This is a genomic window from Dyadobacter sp. HNCC25DJ185 (assembly GCF_056895195.1).
The window spans coordinates 247,923-269,650 of record NZ_JBXHAR010000005.1 but is presented as its reverse complement, the minus strand read 5'-3'; the positions used below and the strand labels follow the sequence as shown (position 1 = coordinate 269,650).

At 47.8% G+C, this 21,728-nt stretch carries 19 protein-coding genes; all 19 read left to right on the top strand.

Annotated features, from left to right (window positions below; all coding sequences use genetic code 11):
* Positions 1–9: 9 nt before the first annotated feature.
* Entirely contained in the window at positions 10–1,446 is a 1,437-nt protein-coding gene (locus tag AC1XUF_RS16085) for a RagB/SusD family nutrient uptake outer membrane protein (protein WP_483342839.1), read from the top strand.
* Between the two features lie 32 nt (positions 1,447–1,478).
* The gene (locus tag AC1XUF_RS16080) at positions 1,479–3,488 is read left to right on the top strand and encodes an FAD-dependent oxidoreductase (protein WP_483342838.1); all 2,010 of its coding nucleotides are present in this window, start codon (positions 1,479–1,481) and stop codon (positions 3,486–3,488) included.
* 25 nt (positions 3,489–3,513) lie between these two features.
* Complete coding sequence (locus AC1XUF_RS16075; RefSeq protein ID WP_483342837.1) at positions 3,514–5,172, top strand: FAD-dependent oxidoreductase; 1,659 nt, start codon at positions 3,514–3,516, stop codon at positions 5,170–5,172.
* Positions 5,173–5,503: 331 nt separating this feature from the next.
* Positions 5,504–5,920: a helix-turn-helix domain-containing protein gene (locus AC1XUF_RS16070; protein WP_483342836.1), complete on the top strand. Its 417-nt coding sequence runs from the start codon at positions 5,504–5,506 to the stop codon at positions 5,918–5,920.
* A gap of 39 nt (positions 5,921–5,959) precedes the next feature.
* Positions 5,960–6,544 carry an ATPase gene (locus AC1XUF_RS16065; RefSeq protein WP_483342835.1) on the top strand — a complete coding sequence of 195 codons (585 nt, stop codon included), beginning with the start codon at positions 5,960–5,962 and terminating at the stop codon, positions 6,542–6,544.
* Positions 6,531–6,689, top strand: coding sequence for a hypothetical protein (locus AC1XUF_RS16060; protein ID WP_483342834.1), 159 nt, complete (start codon positions 6,531–6,533; stop codon positions 6,687–6,689). The genes AC1XUF_RS16065 and AC1XUF_RS16060 overlap by 14 nt, the downstream gene beginning before the upstream one ends.
* Before the next feature lie 43 nt (positions 6,690–6,732).
* A complete protein-coding gene (locus AC1XUF_RS16055; RefSeq protein ID WP_483342833.1) occupies positions 6,733–7,035 on the top strand; it encodes a nucleotidyltransferase family protein in 303 nt (100 codons plus the stop codon).
* 108 nt (positions 7,036–7,143) lie between these two features.
* A complete protein-coding gene (locus AC1XUF_RS16050; RefSeq protein WP_483342832.1) occupies positions 7,144–7,671 on the top strand; it encodes a hypothetical protein in 528 nt (175 codons plus the stop codon).
* 526 nt (positions 7,672–8,197) lie between these two features.
* Complete coding sequence (locus tag AC1XUF_RS16045) at positions 8,198–8,341, top strand: hypothetical protein (protein WP_483342831.1); 144 nt, start codon at positions 8,198–8,200, stop codon at positions 8,339–8,341.
* Positions 8,342–9,597: 1,256 nt separating this feature from the next.
* Positions 9,598–9,972 carry a hypothetical protein gene (locus AC1XUF_RS16040; RefSeq protein ID WP_483342829.1) on the top strand — a complete coding sequence of 125 codons (375 nt, stop codon included), beginning with the start codon at positions 9,598–9,600 and terminating at the stop codon, positions 9,970–9,972.
* A gap of 186 nt (positions 9,973–10,158) precedes the next feature.
* On the top strand, positions 10,159–12,609 hold the full coding sequence (locus tag AC1XUF_RS16035) for a heavy metal translocating P-type ATPase (RefSeq protein ID WP_483342828.1): 2,451 nt from the start codon (positions 10,159–10,161) through the stop codon (positions 12,607–12,609).
* An 89-nt stretch (positions 12,610–12,698) separates the two neighbouring features.
* Entirely contained in the window at positions 12,699–12,869 is a 171-nt protein-coding gene (gene ccoS, locus AC1XUF_RS16030; protein ID WP_483342827.1) for a cbb3-type cytochrome oxidase assembly protein CcoS, read from the top strand.
* A gap of 26 nt (positions 12,870–12,895) precedes the next feature.
* A complete protein-coding gene (gene ccoN, locus AC1XUF_RS16025) occupies positions 12,896–15,046 on the top strand; it encodes a cytochrome-c oxidase, cbb3-type subunit I (RefSeq protein ID WP_483342826.1) in 2,151 nt (716 codons plus the stop codon).
* A gap of 5 nt (positions 15,047–15,051) precedes the next feature.
* Complete coding sequence (locus AC1XUF_RS16020; RefSeq protein WP_483342825.1) at positions 15,052–16,077, top strand: c-type cytochrome; 1,026 nt, start codon at positions 15,052–15,054, stop codon at positions 16,075–16,077.
* Positions 16,078–16,325: 248 nt separating this feature from the next.
* Positions 16,326–17,750, top strand: coding sequence for a cytochrome c oxidase accessory protein CcoG (gene ccoG / locus AC1XUF_RS16015; RefSeq protein WP_483342824.1), 1,425 nt, complete (start codon positions 16,326–16,328; stop codon positions 17,748–17,750).
* A 1-nt stretch (position 17,751) separates the two neighbouring features.
* Positions 17,752–18,213: a FixH family protein gene (locus AC1XUF_RS16010; RefSeq protein ID WP_483342823.1), complete on the top strand. Its 462-nt coding sequence runs from the start codon at positions 17,752–17,754 to the stop codon at positions 18,211–18,213.
* On the top strand, positions 18,210–18,917 hold the full coding sequence (locus AC1XUF_RS16005; protein WP_483342822.1) for a sulfite exporter TauE/SafE family protein: 708 nt from the start codon (positions 18,210–18,212) through the stop codon (positions 18,915–18,917). Before AC1XUF_RS16010 ends, AC1XUF_RS16005 begins: the two co-directional genes overlap by 4 nt.
* A 101-nt stretch (positions 18,918–19,018) precedes the next feature.
* On the top strand, positions 19,019–20,380 hold the full coding sequence (gene hemN, locus AC1XUF_RS16000) for an oxygen-independent coproporphyrinogen III oxidase (RefSeq protein ID WP_483342821.1): 1,362 nt from the start codon (positions 19,019–19,021) through the stop codon (positions 20,378–20,380).
* An 80-nt stretch (positions 20,381–20,460) separates the two neighbouring features.
* The gene (locus AC1XUF_RS15995; protein WP_483342820.1) at positions 20,461–21,690 is read left to right on the top strand and encodes a PAS domain-containing sensor histidine kinase; all 1,230 of its coding nucleotides are present in this window, start codon (positions 20,461–20,463) and stop codon (positions 21,688–21,690) included.
* Positions 21,691–21,728: the final 38 nt, after the last annotated feature.

The window sequence follows — 21,728 nt, the reverse complement described above, 5'->3', positions numbered from 1 at the left end:
AATATAAATATGTATAAAATATTCACTTGTTTGGTCCTGACGGCGATTTTAACGGCCTGCTCGGATGTCCTCGAGGAAAAGCCGAAGTCGCTGGCCTCAGAAAATTTTTATAATACTTCCGCGGAAGCAAAAGCCGCGGTTAATGCGATTTATGGTCCGATGCGGGTGGATAACGCCCTCTCGATCAATTACCCCGCTCAGCTCGAAGGCTTAGCGGACTATGGAAACTCCAGAGGAACGCAAACGCCCGTCAGCCTGTACCAGGGTCTCGACAATACCAACATCAACCGTGTCGGTGTGATCTGGGACAACTTTTACCAATCGATCCGGAATGCAAACCTGGTGATCAGCAACGTCCCAAAAGGCACCTCTATGAGCGATGCGGAGAAAACAGCTTATGTGGCGGAAGCCAAATATTTGAGATCGCTCATTTACTTTGCCATGGTACGTAACTGGGCGGGCGTTCCATTGCGCACGGAAGAAAATATGACCGTAGCCGACGTGCCGAGATCTTCGGTAGAGGACGTCTACAAACTAATTTTGAGCGACGCATTGGCCGCCGAGCAAGGCTTGCCGGACTCGCCGGCGGAAATCGGCCGGCCCACCAAATGGGCTGCCAAAACATTGCTTTCTGAGATTTATTTGTACCTGGAAAACTGGGAGCAATCCAGTGCGAAAGCGAAGGAAGTAATCGACTCCAAGAAATACTCGCTCGTTGAAGTGACCGTTTCGGAGGATTTTCAAAAAATATATGGCCCGGAAGTCGTCAATACGACCGAGGAAGTGTTTTATTTCAAATATTCCCGGCAGCAGGGATTTGGATTGGTAAGTTACGCCCACCGGAAAACAGCCCAATATGCCTATTATGGTCCCGGCGGCGTGTACGCGCAGTATACCGATTCGGTTTCCAATTCTGTGATCAAAAACTGGGATTTTAAAGACCTGCGCAAGAACCACATGTTTTACAATGTTGATATCGGCTTGGGACCCACTTCCCTGCTTTACCGCAAATACCGCGACCCTGCCGCTACTGCCGGAGCAGGGAACGACTATCCGTGGTACCGCTTTGCCGATGTGCTGCTATTCCACGCAGAAGCAGATGCGCGCGCCAAAGGCGCGCCTACCGCAGAAGCATTGGAAAGCCTGAACAAAGTGCACCGCCGCGCTTATGGTAAACCGTCGACCTCCGTTTCGACCGTCGATTTCAAACTCTCTGATTTTACCCTGCAAACTTTTATTGACAAAGTAGTACAGGAAAGAGGGTATGAGACAATGTACGAAGGCAAGCGGTGGAATGATTTGAAAAGATTGGGAATTGCCAAGCAGCGCATTTTGGAGGTCAAAAATATTGTGGTTGCTGACAAACATATGCTTTGGCCGATCCCTAATTCAGAAATCCTTTATAACAAAGCATTGACCGCCAAGGATCAGAATCCGGGTTATTAAAAAGTCTTTTGATCCAATCAAAACAAGAAAATATGAGCAAAATATTAGCGCAGGCCGCTTGCTTCATTGCGTTGGTGTTATCCGGGTTTCGGCCCGGCACACCGCCGCCAGAGCAAGTGGATGTATGTATCTACGGAGCAACTTCCGCCGGTGTGATCGCAGCTTATACGGCGAAGAAGGCAGGCAAATCGGTGATGCTGATCGAACCGGGTGGCCATTTGGGAGGCATGACTTCCGGCGGGCTCGGCTACACTGATATTGGTAATAAATATGCGATAACCGGCTTAGCAAGAGATTTTTATCGCAGGATTGGCAAGCATTACGGCAAATTCGAACAATGGACTTTTGAGCCGAAAGTCGCCAAACAGAATTTGCAGCAATACCTGGATGAAGCAGGCATCAAAGTGGTTTATCAAAACAGGATCGTCAACGCCAATAAGTCTGGCTCTGAGATCAAATCCATTGTTTTGGAAAATAACCTGAAACCTGACCCAAAGACCAATCGCACTATTGCCGCCAAAGTTTTCATCGACTGTACTTATGAGGGAGATTTGATGGCAAAAGCGGGCGTGAGCTATGCGGTGGGCCGTGAAGCAAACAGCGATTACAACGAGACGATCAATGGCGTGCAGCTCATGACCGGACACCAGATCCCCGACGGCATCGATCCCTACAAAACCGAAGGAAAACCCGAAAGCGGCTTACTTTGGGGCATTTCGGATGGGAAACTGGATGCAACCGGAGCCGGTGATAAGAAAGTGCAAGCCTACAACTACCGGATCTGCCTTTCATCTGACCCCAATAATATGATCCCGATTGCAAAACCGGAAGGGTATGATCCCAATCGCTACGAACTGCTCGCAAGGCTTATCAAAAAGTACCCGGAGAAAAAGGCTCTGACGGATTATTTTATCTGGAGCAGAATGCCCAATAACAAAACCGACATTAATAATAAGGGCGGCTTTTCAACAGACATGATCGGCATGAATTACGAATATCCGGACGGCGACTATGCAACCAGAGAAAAAATCATTAAGGCCCACGAAACCTACACAAAAGGTCTGCTTTACTTCTTTGGTCACGATCCGAGGGTGCCGACCGAGTTAAGTCAGGCCATGTTGAAATGGGGTTATCCCAAAGACGAATACACCGAAACGGGCAACTGGTCGCCGCAACTGTATGTCCGCGAAGCGAGGCGAATGATCGGGAGTTATGTCATGAAACAAGCTAATTGCGAAGGAAAAGAAATCGTTAAGGATGGCGTGGGGATGGCTGCCTACACGATGGATTCGCATAATATTCAGCGCATTGTGGTAAATGGCATGGCGAAAAACGAGGGCAATGTAGAAGTCGGGGGCTTCGGCCCCTACCCGATCGCTTACGGCTCGCTGGTTCCAAAAGAAAAGGAATGCACGAATTTGTTGGTACCGGTCTGTCTTTCAGCCACTCACATCGCCTACGGCTCGATCCGTATGGAACCCGTATTTATGGTACTCGCGCAATCGGCGGCTTTGGCGGCGGTGATGGCGATCGATTCCAAAAAGCCGGTTCAACAGATCAATGTTTCCCAACTGCAGGCAAGCCTGACGGCTAATCCGCTTGTGAACGGATCCACGCCTGAGATCCTGGTCGATAATGATGACAACCAGCATGTAACCGTCAATGGCAACTGGACGACCGTCAAAAGAGGAGGTTACGGCCCCTCGTTCCTTTCTGTTGCGGACGCTGATAAAAGCAGTGCATCGGTGACTTTTAAACCGGACATCCAGGTTTCCAAAGCGTACGATATTTATATGTATTTCCCCAAAGTAGCCAAGGCCGCTCCTGAAATGACATTGAGAGTGACTTTTGGTAAGGAAGTGAAGAGCATCGTCGTCAAAGAAAAGGACATTGTCATAGAAGGCCAGACTTCCGGGGAGTGGTTTCATCTTGGAAAATTCAATCTGCCAAAAGGTACCAGCTCCCAAGTCAGCATCTCCTCGGAAGGTGCAAAAGGCACGGTAGTGGCGGATGCGGTTTTGTTTGTCCCTGATTCAAAATAATTTCTAAATCCTAACAGGCCCATTCATGAGAAAATTACGCTTTCTGTTTACGCTCACGATACTCATTATCCAAACCGCCTGCGCCCTTTTCGCACAAAAACAGTCGGGTAGCACCTACGAAGCCGACGTGATCGTTTACGGCGGAACCTGCAGCGCGGTAACCGCTGCCGTGCAGGTAGTCAAATCCGGCAAAACCGTCCTCGTTGTCTCGCCAGACAAGCATTTGGGCGGACTTTCAGCAGGGGGCCTCGGCTTTACCGATACCGGCAACAAAGCCGTGATCGGTGGATTGGCGAGGGAATTCTACCACCGCGTGTTCTTGCATTACGACAAACCCGAAGCCTGGCAGTGGCAGAAAAAAGAAGAGTATGGCAACAAAGGTCAGGGCACGCCGGCCATGGACGGTACCGACCGCACCATGTGGATCTTCGAGCCGCACGTAGCTGAGCAGGTTTTTGAAGATTTTGTGAAAGAAAACAACCTGAAAATTTACCGCGACGAGTGGCTAGACCGCAAAAAGGGCGTTGAGAAGCAAAATGGAAAGATCGTTGCCATCAAAACATTGAGCGGCAAAACTTTCAAAGGCAAAATGTTCATCGACGCCACTTATGAAGGCGATCTGATGGCGTCGGCTGGTGTGAAATACCACGTCGGACGGGAAGCGAACAGCGTTTACAATGAAGAATGGAATGGTATCCAGCCGGAAGTTTTCCAGCACGGACATTATTTCAAGAAAAACATCAGCCCCTATAAAATCGAGGGCGACCCGAAAAGCGGCTTGCTGCCTTATGTAAGTGCAGAGAAAATCGGCAAAAAAGGTGACGGGGACCACAAAATACAAGCCTACTGCTTCCGTATGTGCCTTTCCATGAATCCGGAAAACCGTATTCCCTTTCCAAAACCGGCAGGCTACGACGCTTCGAAGTACGAATTGCTGGCACGCGTTTACAAAGCGGGCTGGACGGAGACCTTCGACAAATACGATCCCATCCCCAATAAAAAAACGGATACCAATAACCACGGCCCGTTCAGCACCGACTTTATCGGCCAGAACTACGACTACCCCGACGCAACTTACGAGCGCAGAAAAGCGATCATCAAAGAGCACGAGCTGTATCAGAAAGGCCTGATGTATTTCCTGTCCAATGATCCCCGTGTACCGGCAGATGTGCAGACCGAAATGAAAAAATGGGGCTTACCCAAAGACGAGTTCAAAGACAACGGCGGCTGGCCCCACCAGATCTACGTCCGCGAAGCCCGCCGCATGATCGGCCAGAGCGTCATGACTGAAAATGAAACTTTGGGTAAAAAGGCCGTCTCGCAATCCATTGGCATGGGTTCTTACTCATTGGATGCCCACAACGCCCAACGCTACGTAAAAGCCGACGGTTTCGTACAAAACGAAGGTGATATAGGTGTACACCCGAAACAGCCGTACAGCATTTCATACGCTTCCATCGTACCTAAAAAGGAGGAATGTCAAAACCTCTTCGTGCCCGTCTGCCTCTCTGCTACACACATCGCCTACGGTTCTATCCGCATGGAACCGGTGTTTATGATTTTGGGCCAAAGCGCTGCGGCTGCGGCGGTACTGGCGATTGATAGCAATGTGGCGGTGCAGGATGTGGATTATGGGAAGTTGAAGGAACAGCTTTTGAAGGATAAGCAGAAGCTGGAGTTGTAAGCAAAAGAGCCAGAGGCTCGACCGATATCCTAACCCCGGGTTTCAACCCGGGGGTGGGCACCACACTGCAACACGGCAACCCAATATGGCCTCATGCTCTGCCGAAATACAACGGAAAATACAACGGATTGAAATCCGTTGCTAGGGTATCGGTCGAGCCTCTGGCTCTGTCTTTGTGAGTCCAAAATTTCTTAGGTTGATAACCTTGATTGCAGCATCAGCCCCACGCGATATACCGCCCCGGTACCTTACATCGCAATCCCCGTAAATTATCCGGAAACTTCCCGGCGGATTTATATAAATTGCCTTTTCAACGAAATAGCACATTTGTATGACACCCACTACCTCCAACCCCAAGATCCACGAAGGCCGTAATTTGAAGCGCTTTCGGGAAATGATGGGCATCAAACAAGATTTCCTTGCGTTCGAACTCGGTGACGAGTGGAACCAACAAAAAATCTCCCTACTCGAACAAAAAGAAAAGATCGATTCCGACCTATTGGAACAGGTTGCGGCTATCCTTAAAATTCCAGCTGAGGCAATTCGCAACTTTGATGAGAATCAAGCGATTACGGTCATATCCAGTACCTTCAATAATAATGCTGCCGTTGTAAATAATAACCCTATATTTCATCCAATTGAGAAACTCCTGCAATTGCATGAAGAAAAAATTGCGCTTTATGAAAGGATGTTGAAGGAGAAGGATGAGATGATGGGGCGGTTGGAAAGGTTGATTGGGGGTAAATGAAAAAATGCTGCACACAATTGAATACCTGTAAATTTCCAAATGCCAGATAAGAATCTCTATATTATTGCAGGCTGCAATGGAGCTGGAAAAACCGCTGCCTCATTTGCGGTTCTTCCTAAGATTTTGGAATGCAAAGAATTTGTAAATGCCGATGAAATTGCAAAAGGTATCTCGCCATTTCAGCCGGAAAGGGTTGCGTTAGAGGCGGGACGAATTATGTTGAACAGGATTAACGAGCTACTAAACAACAAAGATAGCTTTGCATTTGAAACAACATTATCAACCAGGAGTTATAAACAAAAAATAGATAAAGCAAAGAAAAAAGGTTTCACAATAACGCTGGTTTTCTATTGGCTCAATAATGTAGATTTGGCAAAGGATCGTGTAAGAATGAGGGTTTCTGAAGGTGGGCACAATATTGATCCTGAGGTAATCGAACGAAGATATATAAAAGGCATTAAGAATTTATTTGATATCTATCTGCCAATTGTGGATCATGCTTTTATAATTGACAATTCTTTCGAGGAGGAAGAATTAATAGCGGAAAAGCTAGATAATCTAGATTTGGAAATTATTGCAAAAGATAAATACCACGAACTAAGAAATTATTATGAGCACAATTAAGAAAGGAGCGGAATTGAGGGAAAAAATCCTCCTGGGAATCAAAAAAACCCACGAAGAGGTAGTTGAATTCAAAAAACAAAAAAATACGCCGCTTGTTGTGATGAGGGGTGATAAGATTGTGAATATTAAGCCTTGGGAAGATTAGGGTTAATCCAGGCTTCCCTGAATTAAAAATTACAATCCATCAATTGAACACACTAGAAAAACATAAAACCGAAATCGTTCGACTTTGCCAAGCCCACAAAGTAAAAAGCTTATATGCGTTTGGTTCAGTGCTGACCGACAACTTTGATAGCGAAAGTGACATTGATTTGATTGTCGACTTTGGTGAAATGGAAGTTCAAGATTACACGGATAATTATTTTGACTTTAAATTTTCTTTGCAGGAAATTCTTGAAAGGTCGATTGATCTTTTAGAGGAAAAAGCCATAAAGAACCCCAATTTCCTGCCAAATATAAATCAGCAAAGGCAGCTTGTATATGAACATTGATGCTACTTGGGGGATTGTAGTCAGGCATTTTTGTTTTACGAGAGAAAATAGAAACATTACTTGGAAATTGATGGCTTGTATCAATAAGCTTACATATTAACCTGAAATATGATAAGAGGATCACTTGCAATAATAGTCTGCTTGATATTTATTACAACCGCATGTTCAAGAAAAAATTTCTTGCCGGGAGTAGATCCACATTATAATGGCACAGGGGGATTTTGGAAATTGGTAGAATATTCGGTTAATGGTACCTCAAAACCTATTTTAGAAGCGGAAGATCATACTCTTCTTCTTGTCAAAAAAGCTTTCGTCAAATCAGGTGACAAGTTTAGCAGCATCAAATTTCGCCTTGGCGTCGAATATCGAATATTTGAATTCAGTAGAAACCCGACTCAAAAAAGTGATTCTACCAAAGCATTACGCTGGGGGGAAAGTTATGACAGAAAACGGAAATTAATGACTACTTGGTTTAAAATCGACGATAACACTGGATTTCGAGGTGTCTTTGATTTGGAAGTTTCTTCCGGCATTATTAACAAAATGTATATAAGCAATATGATGAAAAGTTCAGACTACTCAGCAAAGTTAGATACGATCAAATATACTTATATCCCGACAGCTGACTGGCAATAAAAGAATACTGGACACCTTCTGAGATTACCTCGAAATCTCTTTTACTTTAAAACCCCTAACAATATTCCCATGATAACGATACACTCCATCGACAGTACCAAACCAGATACCTCCATAATCAGATTCTAAACTTCAAAAACCAATTGTGTATTACCGTATTCTGAATTTCTTACGGTGCCCTGCACCTTACGCTTCCGATGTTGATATCATTTTCTACAAATCTTGCGGCACTCTGCGCCTTCCTGGCTAGATAGGTGCAGAGCACCATAAGATTTGTAGAAAAACACGCCTACGTCAAATTCCGAAGGTGCAGCGCACCGTAAGAATTCCTACAAACAGGCTTACATAAATCAGCTGTTATTAATAAACACTTCAATCCTACTCAATCCCCTCGACTTCTTAAAAAACTAAAAAACTTCCCGCCCCAACTGCCGCAAAACAACCCTAGCATTGTCACGATCAAACCCCATCCAGGCATCCAATCCGCCCTAACTTTGTCCCAACAAAAACCTAAAACCTAACAAAAATGAGAAAGATCAGAATCATGGAACATACCTCATTGGACAGGGTGATCCAGCATAAAGACGGCGAAGGCTTTGCGCATAGCAATTGGACGGCACCCTACCGGTTTAGAGGCAGTTATAGGGGGACAAGACAGCGTCGTCGATAAAACCAGGTGATCTTGTGAGGCTGCAATGAAAAATATTTCGACACCCACCGCCACAAAGTGGATCGCGATTTATCGATACCGTAAAGGCAATTCAACAACCATTTATTTATCGGCACTCTAAGGTTGACTGAACGGTCGTCACGTATACAGTATACGAACGATAGTTTTGCTCAGAATTTTACCCTATAAAAACAATTGTAAAGCTATGAACGCCAAATTTATCCTCATTTTTTTCATGTGCATACTGGCCGCAGGAGTGGGCAAAGCGCAAAATAACCAAAGATCGAATCCAGGAAGTTTCTGCGGTTGGCAGTCCACTGCAAACAATTTTACCTTTGCTAACGGAATCAAATTGCTCAGTAAAAAGGTGGCTGGTGGAAGGTCAGCATTTAACGTTTCATCCCTGCCCAAAGGACATTACATAATGGTTATAAACAATGAGAAAAGCACAACCAAAAAAGACTTTCAGGCGTGATTAACCTATAAGTCACGAAAATCATCTTCTGGGAAATCTGCGTGAGCCAACTTTGCCAAGCAGTTATGCTGCATTACAAAAAGCAAAGCTCACCCATGAACACCCTCTCTCCCCAAGTCAGTCAGGAAAGCCAGACCAAGTACCGGCCGGCAAGGCGCTAACAATAAAGAGCCAGAGGCTCGATCGATTTATTAACTCCGGGTTTTAACCCGAGGCCCCAGCCGACAAGACACTAACAATAAAGAGCCAGAGGCTCGACCGATATCCTACCTACGGGTTTCAACCGGAGTAACAGGCGACAAGGCGCTAACAATAAAGAGCCAGAGGCTCGATCGATATCCTACCTCCGGGTTTCAACCCGAGGTACCAGCCGACAAGGCGCTAACAATAAAGAGCCAGAGGCTCGACCGATATCCTACCTCCGGGTTTCAACCCGAGGCCCCAGCCGACAAGACACTAACAATAAAGAGCCAGAGGCTCGACCGATATCCTACCTCCGGGTTTCAACCCGGAATAACAGGCGACAAGGCTACCAATATAGCCTCGCCCGCTATCAAAATACAACGGATTGAAATCCGCTGCTGGGATATCCGTCGAGCCTCTGGCTCTTTCTTGCGGAGCCCAAAATTGCTTGGGTTGCCCCCCGGGCCACTCCCGGCAAGAGCTGTCGCCATGTTTAGGCTGAGGCTTAATCTCCGTTGATCCTAATATTACAAAGTCGGGATTTATTTTTAATTTTCGACTAAGTACCGGATCTTTCAACTTAAACTTCTGAATGGACATGAAAACAAAACATTACATCTTTCTTATGGTGATCGCGATTGGCGCGTTCTCGCTTGCGGCGCGAAAAGCATTCACAGCCGACGACCTGGTTGGAAGCTGGAAATACCTGATCAGTGATGTTCCGGCTGAATACGAATCGGGATTTTTGATTTTTGAGCAAAAGGAAAACAAAACGGTCGGCTACGTGGAGGGTGTCGACCGAAATGAGATGCAGGGACTGACTGTTGATCAGGGAAAAGTCACCTTCACGACAGAAAACCAGAATGGCGTGTTCAAATACAGCTTCGTACAGAAAGGCGACACGCTAACCGGGATGATCGGATCCCAATACGGGGACTTCCCCATAAAGGCTGTGAGGCAGGCTAAAAAGTGACCTGACGCGCGTATCAAACTGATAACGACAGACCCCAGGTATAGAATCCGCTTAGCCTATTCCATAGCCGTTTTCCAAAAGCTGACGAAAGTCAGCTTTTTTCGCTTATAAAGTCATCTTCCAAAAGACTTGCATCGGGCAACTTTGCCAGGCAGTTAAGCTGCATCCAAAAAGCAAAGCTCACTCATGAAGACCCTCTATTCCGAAGTCATTCAGGAAACCCCAACTAAACACATCTGCTACCATTGCGGAGAGGAATGTAAAGAAGAAGTGATCATCAGGGACCATCACGAGTTCTGCTGCGACGGGTGTTCCAATGTTTACGACATTTTGAAGGAAACGAACCTCTGCGATTATTATGCCATCCAAGGAGCTACCGGAGTCTCTCCCGATAAGGCCTATTTCAAAGGTAAATTTGACTACCTCGATCTGCCGGACGTAAGCCAGAAGATCCTTGAATTTACAGACGGACAGTTATCCCGGGTCAACTTGCAGGTGCCTAAAATGCATTGCAGCTCCTGTATCTGGCTGCTGGAACAGCTGTACAAATTCAATCCTGCCATTCGCAGTTCTGTCGTCAACTTTCCGGAAAAGACAGTCAGGATTACCTTTGACGCAGGAAAGATCAAATTGAGCGAACTGGCGGCGCTGATCTCGCGTATCGGTTACGAGCCTTACATCAGCCTGAACGATCTCGAGGGCAGACAGATCAAAAAATGGGACCGCACCCGGCTCTACAAGATCGGAATTGCGGGATTTTGTTTCGGCAATATCATGATGCTGAGCTTCCCGGAATATTTTCACCTGGGAAATACCGCCACTGACCAGAAACTGAGGGTCACCTTTGGCTTCCTGAATCTGGCATTGAGCTTACCGGTATTGCTGTATTGCGCCAATGATTTTTTCAAATCGGCCTGGTCTGCGCTGAAAGGCCGTTACCTCAACATCGATGCCCCGATCGTACTGGCATTGCTGAGCATTTTCGGGTTAAGCCTGTACCAGATCCTTTCCAAGACCGGCCCGGGGTATTTCGACTCGCTCACAGGCGCTGTATTTTTCATGCTGATCGGCCGCTTTTTCCAAGATAAAACCTACGATGGCATCTCTTTCGATCGCGACTATAAATCCTACTTTCCGGTTGCGGTTTCGGTGTTAAAAAACGGCGCCGAACTGCGCACGCCGGTTACTGACCTGGTTCCCGGAGATATCATTTTTGTACGGAACGCCGAACTGGTCCCGGCCGATGCTGTGCTGCTCAGCCCGGATGCCTGGATTGATTACAGCTTTGTTTCCGGCGAAGCAGAACCTGTTTCGCGCAGACGCGGCGAAACCGTCTACGCAGGCGGAAAGCAGACGGGCCCGGCTATTGAGCTGGAAGTTCTGAGAAAAGTATCCCAAAGCTACCTGACCCAGCTCTGGAACAACGACGCGTTTTCCAGAGCAAAAGAAGATCAGAACAAAACGCTTGCAGCCCGGATCAACCGTTATTTTTCGGTGATCGTGCTCATCATCGCAACGCTCACTTTTCTCGGCTGGTATTTTGTCAGAAACGATGCCGAAACGGCTTTCAGGGCATTTACTACCTGCCTGCTTGTGGCGTGCCCATGCGGCTTGCTCCTGTCATCGACCTTTACCAATGGAAACATTTTAAGCCTCTTTGGCAAGAATCATTGCTATCCCAAAAATGCGGATGCCGTAGAGCGGCTGTCGCATATCGATACCGTTGTGTTTGACAAAACCGGCACCATTACGCAATCGGAAGAGGCGGAAATACAGTTTATCGGCGAGGAATTGTCGGAAAACGAGCTGATAGCCATCAAAACCGTCGCGGCTCAGTCGTCACATCCGCTGAGCAGGATGATCGTCGCAAAGCTGAAAAACACCCAAGCCAGCAGACGGGTCCTGGGGAACTATGTGGAAGCCAGCGGATCGGGCATTAAAGCCTGGTGGGGCCAGCGGGAGATCAGGCTGGGATCGGCCGCCTGGGTTGGTGCGCGTCCCGAAGCTGATCAGGAAAAATCTTTTTCGAAAGTGTACGTCTCCATAGACCAGGAAGTTATCGGCTACTTTACGATCTGCATTCAGTACCGGGACAACCTGGCCAAGACCATTTCCGAACTTCATAAGAGCGGTTTTCGAACCTACCTGCTCTCTGGCGACAAACCGACGGACGTGTCCTTTCTGAGTTCGGTTTTCGGTAATGCGGCAAATTTGTACTTCAATCAGAAACCCGAGGAAAAATTACATTTTATCAAAAACCTGCAGGCCAGCCGGCACAACAATGTCCTGATGATCGGGGATGGGCTCAATGACGCTGGCGCATTGCGGCAGAGCAATGTAGGGATGGCTGTCTCCGATGATACCAATAATTTCTCGCCATCCTGCGATGTCATGATCGAAGGCAGCCAGTTGGCCCGCCTGCCAGGCTTTATCCGACTGGCCCGCTCTGGTCAAAAAATCATCAAGGCCAGCTTCGCAATTTCATTGATATACAATACACTCGGGCTATTTTTTGCTATTGGCGGCAAACTTTCACCGGTCCTGGCGGCAATCCTGATGCCTGTCAGCCTTATCTCCATCGTGGCCTTTACCACTGCGGCAAGCAGTCTGGCCGCTAGAAAGATTTTCAAAAACTGATCAAAGTCATATCCGGCGATAGCTATCGTCATCATTCACCCCGGCATGATCGGGTAGTTTTGGAACAACAAAAACATCATTCATTCACCATGAGCGCATTGTATGTCATGATCATCGCCAGTCTCCTGATTGCTGTCGCATTTTTAAGCGCCTTCATTTGGTCCGTCAAAAAAGGACATTATGACGACGACTACACCCCATCCGTCCGGATTTTACTAGACGAACCCATTTCCTCCAAACCCGTAAAAAAAGATCAGTAGCCCATTCACTAAATTTTATCTGAATTATGTCAAATGTTCCCCATCCCGGCCTCGCCACTGTCGAACTGGATGAATTCCAATATGATAACCGCATTGTGCGGGATTTTGCCATAGCGACCATTCTGTTTGGTCTGATCGGCATGCTGGTCGGGCTGCTCGCCGCTTTCCAGCTCGTATTCCCGAACCTGAACATGGACCTTCCGTTCCTAACGTTCAGCCGGATCAGGCCGCTGCATACCAATGCCGTGATTTTCGCGTTTGTCGGAAACGGTTTTTTCACTGGATTATATTACTCGGTCCCACGGGTTTTAAGGACACCGATATGGAGCCCCGTTCTGGCAAAAGTCCACTTCTGGGGTTGGCAGTTCATCATCCTGGCGGCGGCGATCACGCTTCCCATGGGTATCACCACTTCAAAAGAATATGCCGAACTGGAATGGCCTATTGACGTAGCCATTGCGGTAGTGTGGGTAGCAGCGCTGATCAACCTGATCATGACCACGATCAACCGCCGCACAGAGCATATATATGCGGCCGTTTGGTTTTACATTGCCTCATTTGTTACCGTAGCCATGCTGCACGTGGTCAACAGCATTGCATTGCCAATCTCACTCTTTAAAAGTTATTCGGTATATGCGGGCGTACAGGACGCGCTGGTCCAGTGGTGGTACGGGCACAATGCAGTGGCTTTTTTCCTCACTACGCCTTACCTCGGCCTAATGTATTACTTCCTGCCCAAAGCCGCCAACCGGCCCATTTATTCCTACCGGCTGTCCATCGTCCACTTCTGGGCGCTGATCTTCCTGTACATCTGGGCAGGGCCGCACCATTTGCTCTACACCTCCCTTCCCGATTGGGCTCAGACATTGGGCACTGTTTTCTCTGTGATGCTGATCGCACCTTCCTGGGGTGGTATGATCAACGGTCTGATGACCTTGCGCGGGGCATGGGACCGGGTACGAGAAGACGTTGTTTTGAAATTCATGGTCGTTGCGATCACCGCTTACGGTATGGCGACATTTGAGGGGCCTATGCTTTCATTTAAGAACGTCAATGCCATTGCCCACTACACCGACTGGATCGTGGCGCACGTTCACGTAGGCGCGCTGGGATGGAACGGGTTCCTGACTTTCGGGATTTTGTACTGGCTTTTCCCACGCATATATGGCCGACCGTTATATTCCCAAAAAGCCGCCAATTTCCACTTCTGGATCGGTACACTCGGAATTCTTTTCTACGCCATCCCGATGTACTGGGCAGGCTGGGTGCAAAGCTCTATGTGGAAGGAATTTACGCAGGAAGGACTTTTGAAATACCCCAACTTCCTGGAAACCGTCACCCAGTTGAAACCGCTCTACTTTTTGCGCGGCGTAGGCGGCTCGCTCTACATCATAGGGTTTGTGGTCATGATCTATAACCTTTGGATGACAGCCCTAAAAGGCAAGCTGATCGCCTCCGAAACTGCCCGCGCCATGCCTTTGAAAGCCATCTGGCACGCCGAAAAAAGCGAATTCTGGCACCGCCGGTTACTGGAACGCAAGCCGCTCGCACTTACTGTTTTCGCTCTGATCGCTGTCGCCATCGGGGGGATGATCGAAATGATCCCAACATTCATGATCGAATCCAATGTACCTACGATCGCCGCTGTCAAACCTTATACGCCGCTGGAACTACAAGGAAGGGACATCTACATCCGCGAAGGCTGCTATGTTTGCCATACCCAGATGATCCGCCCCTTCCGCTCCGAGATCGAACGTTACGGCGAATATTCAAAATCGGGTGAATTTGTGTACGACCATCCGCACCAGTGGGGTTCCAAACGCACAGGCCCCGACCTGCACCGTGTTGGCGGCAAGTATCCCGACTCTTGGCACTACAACCACATGGAAGACCCGACCACGATGTCGCCAGGCTCTATTATGCCCCGTTATGGTTGGCTGCTGGAAGACGATCTGGACACGACCACTACCGCGGCGAAGATACGCGCGATGGAAACGCTGGGAGTGCCTTACGAAAAAGGATATGACAAAATAGCCAATGTGGAACTGCACAAGCAATCGAAGGAAATACAGGCGCGGCTTAAACAAAGCGGCATCAAAACTTCCGAAAACAAGGAGATTATAGCACTAATCGCCTATCTGCAAAGACTTGGAACCGACATCAAAACCGAGAAATAAATCTTATGAAATTCCGTAACTACCTCGAAACCATTGCCGGGATAAGCATATACCCGCTGATTTCTCTCATCATATTTTTTATCTTTTTTGTCTGCCTCCTTGTTTATGTTTTTCGTATTGATAAAAAAACATTGGGAAAACTGGAAAGTATGCCGCTGAATGACGGTTTGATCAAAAAAGGACTTTTGTCACTAACCGCGTTTCTTATGGTTTCGGGTTCGGCTTTTGCCCAGGACCCGGAAGATAAAATCCGGGCGATCTCCGGTACCGAGATCATCCTTTATATGTTGCTGGGCGTGCTGTTTTTTATCGCTACCCTCGTCATCATCATGCTGGTTAATGCGGTAAGCATTCTCAAAAAAGTAACTGAAAGTCAGAAACTTGCCCAGGGCGAAAAAGTGGAAACCGTTTCCTGGTGGAAACGGTTTGCCGGGATGGCGGTGCTGCCGGCCGATGAAAAACAACTGCTGATCGAAGGCCATGACTATGACGGTATCCAAGAGCTTGACAACCGCATGCCGCCCTGGCTGCAGTCGCTTTTTATAGGGACAGTGGTGATTGCCATAGGCTATTGTACCTATTATTTCAGCGGAATCGGTGATTTTCAGCTGGCCGAGCTGGATAAAGATATCGCTCAGGCCGAGATCGATAAAAAAGCCTACATTGAAAAGGTGGGCGCCAGCATGGACGAAAATAGTGTTACGCTCATTTCCGACAAGGCTGCGATTGATCAGGGTAAAACCATTTTTCAGGAAAAATGCTCGGCTTGCCACGGTGTAGACGGCGGCGGGACCGTAGGACCTAACCTCACAGATAACTACTGGCTGCACGGCGGCGGGATCAAAAATCTTTTCAAAACCATTAAATACGGCGTTCCGGAAAAGGGAATGATATCCTGGGAAAAACAGCTTTCGCCTACGGACATTCAAAAAGTGGCAAGCTATGTTTTATCATTGAAGGGGACAAAACCGGCGAATCCTAAGGAGCCGCAGGGAGAAATGGTTGCCGATGAAAACGTTGCGGCGAATTGATAGGGTTGGGTTTAAATAGCAGCATCGGCCATTAACCGCCATCGACCATTTGAATCGTGCCTTCATGATCCGGTCACCTGAAAATTCCGCTTTGTCATTGAACGTCCATAAAACATATTCAGAATCAAATGTTCGCTGCGTGAACCTGGGCGGACGGGCCGACACGGCCTGAGTACGCTCAGGTTCAAATACATAGTGCCGCTTTTGTACTCAGAAAAAGGGCATTTTAATCCACATTAACAAGGTGCATGGCACCGTCACAAATGATTCCCACAAATTCCGTTATAGCCCATCACGACGAATCCTTCCGCGACCATTTCAATGCGGTGAACGAAGGCGGGAAACGCAACTGGTTTTATCCTCAAAAACCAAAAGGAGAATGGCATAACAGGCGTGTCGCATTTACAGTGCTGATTCTCACATTGCTTTTTGCAGGTCCGTTCGTTAAGCTTAACGGCCAGCCGATGCTGCTTTTCAATGTGCTCGACCGGAAGTTTATCATTTTCGGTATCTTCATCGGGCCGCAGGATTACTGGCTTTTCGGGCTGACCATGTTGTCGTTCATGGTTTTCGTGGTGCTGTTCACCACGATTTTAGGACGGCTATGGTGTGGCTGGGCCTGTCCTCAGACCGTCTTTATGGAAATGGTTTTCCGCAAAATCGAATATGCTATTGAAGGTGATGCCAACAAGCAAAAACTATTGAGTAAGGCGCCATGGAATTCGGACAAGATCATTAAAAAAGGCAGCAAATATGCCCTGTTCCTGTTGGTCTCCTTTGCCATTGCCAATCTTCTTCTGGCCTACATTTTGGGAGTGGATGAGTTGGCGAAAATCATCCGTGAACCCCTGGAAGACCACATCGCCCTCTTTTTGGGCATCATTGGCTTCACTGCGCTGTTTTATTTCAATTTTGCCTGGCTTCGTGACCAGGCATGCACCGTGGTGTGCCCATATGGCAGGTTGCAAAGCGTTTTTATGGACCGCAACACGATCGCCGTGGCCTATGATCACGAAAGGGGCGAACCGCGCGGAAAAATCCATAAAGGCCAGGAAAGAACAGAGGGCGATTGTATCAACTGTCACCAATGCGTGGCGGTATGCCCTACCGGTATCGACATCAGGAATGGCCTGCAAATGGAATGTGTAAACTGTACCGCCTGCATCGACGCTTGCGACTCAATCATGAACAAAGTGGGATTCGAAACGGGACTGATACGCTACACTTCGGAAAATGCCATTTTGAACAAAACCAAGAAACTGGTGACGCCTCGAGTGCTCGGATATGCCGCCGTATTGCTCATGCTCTGGTCAGCGCTGGGTTTTGTGATCGTCTCAAGAACCGACACGCAGACATCGCTGCTCCGCGCACCGGGCAGTCAGTTTATCGAAAATCCCGACCATACCGTCAGCAACCTGTATACCTTCAAAATTTTTAACAAAACCAACCAGATCATAAAACCGGTGATCCGACTGGAAAATATCCGCGGCAAACTGCTGTTCGCCGGAACGCCCGACCTGACGCTGGTGCCCGCGGGAATGGTGGAAGGGACTCTATTTGTCGTAATCCCCAAAACAGCGTTGAAGAAAAGGAGAACGAATTTGCAACTGTCTGTCTGGCAGGGGAACGAAAAGCTGGAAGAATTTGAAACTGTGTTTTTATCTGCGGAATAGTATGAAAATTAACTGGGGAGCTGGAATAGCAGCGTTGTATCTGAGCTTCGTAGCGATGATACTCTTACTGGTGACGATGAGCACCAGACAGAAAATCGATTTGGTAACCGAACATTACTACGACGAAGAGCTTCGGTTTCAGGACAAAATTGAAAAAATGGAACGTGCGGCAGCCCTGAAGGAGCCGCTGGTATGGGAAGTAGATGACCAGGGAATCCACGTCAGCTATCCCGAACAAGTAAAAAATGGCCCGATCTCCGGAGAAATCAGACTGTATTGCCCCTCAAACGATCAGAACGACCGCCGGTTCGCCATCACACCGGGCAGCGGTACCCAGCTTATCCCTTCCAGCGATTTGCCCGAAGGAAATTATCGCCTGCAGTTCGATTGGAAGGACGGGCACCAGACTTACTGGAATGAAGGTACGATCAAAATCAGCCGTTCTAAAAAAGGTGGACGATGAACGTTGTGCTCCCATATCTTGCATTGTCGATCGGGCTTTTGAGCAGCTTTCACTGCGTAGGTATGTGCGGCCCGATCGCATTGGCGCTGCCGGCCCGGCAAGGGAACAGCTGGCAACAAATGACTGGCCTTTTGGTTTACAATGTGGGCCGGGCGCTTTCCTACGCCGCTTTGGGGGGCATGATCGGCATTTTCGGAAGTACCATTGCGCTCATTGGCTGGCTTAAATACGTCACCGTGCTGGCTGGAATAGGCATGGTGGCCTATGTTGTCTGGCCCAGGCAAATCGGCGGTTTTTTGCATCCGCCGAAGATCTGGCAGCGGGCGGTAAACAGGTTGAAGAAAGGAATGTCGGTTTTATTGCAAAGCCGGAAACTATATGGCAGGCTTTTACTCGGTATGCTCAACGGGCTGTTGCCCTGCGGGTTGGTATACATGGCACTGATCAGTTCCATTGCGACGGGGAGTAGCCCAGGAGGAGCATTGTTCATGTTCATTTTTGGAATGGGTACCGTGCCGATGATGATGGCCGTCGGTTTTTTCAAAAACTGGATTACCCCGGCGCTGCGCAGCCGTTTTCATCAAATTACCCCGTTATTCATTGTTATTGCGGGATTGTGGCTGGTGGCCAGGGGGATTTTAGTCCAATATCCAGGGAACGACCGTACCCCTGCCGACCAGATCACGATTTGCCATGGCAAATAGTTTGCACCAAAAGTTAGTTTTATTCCTGACGAAAGTCATGTTTTTCATCTAGTCGGCTTTCTAGTTTTGATACCTAGTAACCAATCAAAACAAAGATTACCATGGATAAGGATTTGCTGTTCAAGTACAACACGCCGGGGCCGCGCTACACAAGCTATCCGACGGTTCCCTACTGGCAAACAACACCCACAGAAGCAAAATGGAAAGAACTCGCAACGGATGCTTTCTCGGTTTCCAATGAAAAAGAGGGAATCAGCCTGTACGTTCACCTGCCGTTTTGTGAAAGCCTATGCACATACTGCGGCTGCAACACGCGCATTACGATTAACCATGCTGTCGAAAAAAAATATGTGGCTGCAGTGTTGAAAGAGTGGCAAATGTATGTGGCGCTTTTTGGTGATACCAAACCTGTTATCCGTGAAATACACCTGGGCGGCGGAACGCCTACCTTTTTCAGTCCGGGGAATTTGAAGGTCCTGATCCTGGGATTATTGAAAGATTCGTCCGTTCATCCCAAAGCGCAGTTCGGATTTGAGGCGCACCCGGGCAATACAACAGAGGCTCATTTAGAAACCCTATTCGAACTGGGTTTCAGGCGGATCAGCATTGGTGTTCAGGATTTTAACCCGATCGTGCTGGCGATTATCAACCGGCAGCAAACTTATGAGCAGGTGAGAAAGTTGACGGTGCAGGCCAGGGAGATGGGTTACACGTCCATCAACTTCGACATTGTGTACGGGCTTCCGCATCAGAAAGTCTGCTATATGATGGAAACCATGCACCGTGTGGTCCAGCTGAAACCCGACCGCATTGCTTTTTACAGTTATGCCCACGTGCCCTGGATCAAGCCCGGCCAAAGGAATTTTACGGAAAAAGACCTGCCCGACCCCGATAAAAAAATGGCGATCTACGAGACCGGCAGGAATGTATTGGAACTATCTGGCTACAAAGATATTGGCATGGATCATTTCGCGCTGGAAACCGACGAGCTTTACAAAGCACAGCAGGAACACCGCCTGCACAGAAACTTTATGGGATACACCGATACCCGCACCCGATTACTGATTGGACTGGGTGCTTCGGCGATCAGCGACAGCTGGCGGGGGTATGCCCAAAACGAAAAAAAAGTAGAGGATTATTATGAAAAAATTGACGCCGGACAACTTCCCATTTTCCGAGGACATATACTAAGCAGGGAAGATCTGATCCTCCGCCGTCATATTCTTCGGCTCATGACACAGTTCGAAACTTCCTGGGAAAATGCCGATGAAGTATGTATCGAATTATTCAGATCGATCGAAAGGCTTTCTGAAATGGAGTTCGACGAACTCATTGAATTCCATCCTTTTAAAGTCCAGGTAACTGAAAAAGGAAAACCCTTTATCCGCAATATCTGTATGGCTTTTGACGCCCGTTTGTGGGAAAATCAGCCTGAAACAGCTTTATTCAGTGAGACCGTTTAACTTTTCGTCCCCTTGTCCAATTCACCAATGTAACGTACCTTTCTATGTTCGATAGGGATATTTTAATTCATACAAAGGTGATGACACGGCATATTGAAATGCTCGACGCGCTGTTCAAGCATGCGACAGAGGGAATTGTGGTCGTCGACAAATCGGGAACGATTGTCATGCTCAACCCCAAAGCCAAAGAACTTTTCGGCTACACGGAAGTGGACCTGACCGGAAAGAAAATTGAAACGCTCATTCCGCAACGGTTCTCGGGAAACCATGTGCATTACCGCGATCAATATCTGGAAGCACCCAAAGCACGCGGCATGGGTCATGCCATGGATTTATTTGCAAAACGTTATGACGGCACCGAGTTCCCGGTTGAAGTGAGTCTGAGTCCGTTCAAAACGAGCGACGGAGAGTTTGTCGTGAGTTTCGTCATCGATATTACCGAGCGAAAAAAGCAGGAGAACAGGATAAGGGAAGCCAATCTTGAAATACAAAAATTGAATGCTGAACTGGAAGAAAGAGTGGCACAGCGCACAAAAGAATTAGCAAAAGCCGTTAAAAAAGTCGAGGAATCGCAGGAAGAAGTGATACGCGCCCTGAAAAAAGAGAAAGAGTTGAACAACATGAAAAGCCAGTTTGTGACGATTGCTTCTCACGAATTCCGCACGCCGCTGGCGACCATATTGTCCTCCGCTTCGCTCATTGGAAGATATAGTACCACGGAAGAGGAAGAAAAAAGGCAAAAGCATGTTCAGCGGATTAAATCGGCAGTCACCAACCTCACCGAAATCCTGAATGACTTCCTTTCGATTGGTAAACTGGAAGAAGGGCGGATTCACAGCATCCCCGTGCCGGTAGAGCTGCAACATTTTTGTCAGACGCTGATTGAAGAAATCCAGGGACTTTGCAAAGAAGGACAGCATATTGTATTTGATTATTCGGGTATTGAGGAAGTCTGGCTGGATAAACAGTTATTGAGAAACATCCTATTCAATCTGCTTTCCAATGGCATCAAATATTCCGGACCGGGGAAGCGCATCCTTCTAAAAGTATTTACAGCAGCAAATACGGTGAACATCGAAGTCGAGGACGAAGGGATCGGGATACCCGAAAAAGACCAGCCGAACGTGTTCGACCGTTTCTTTCGCGCACACAACGCAGGCACGACCCAAGGCACCGGTCTGGGGCTCAACATCGTGAGCAATTACGTAGACCTGATGGGCGGAAAGGTGACTTTCACGAGCCAGGTGGAGCAGGGCACAACGTTCTTTGTAAAGCTCCCGAATAGGGTCCCCGAGAAGCAAGAGGATTGATAGCAGGACATTGGCCGAAATAGTCCGTCCAGTTCAAA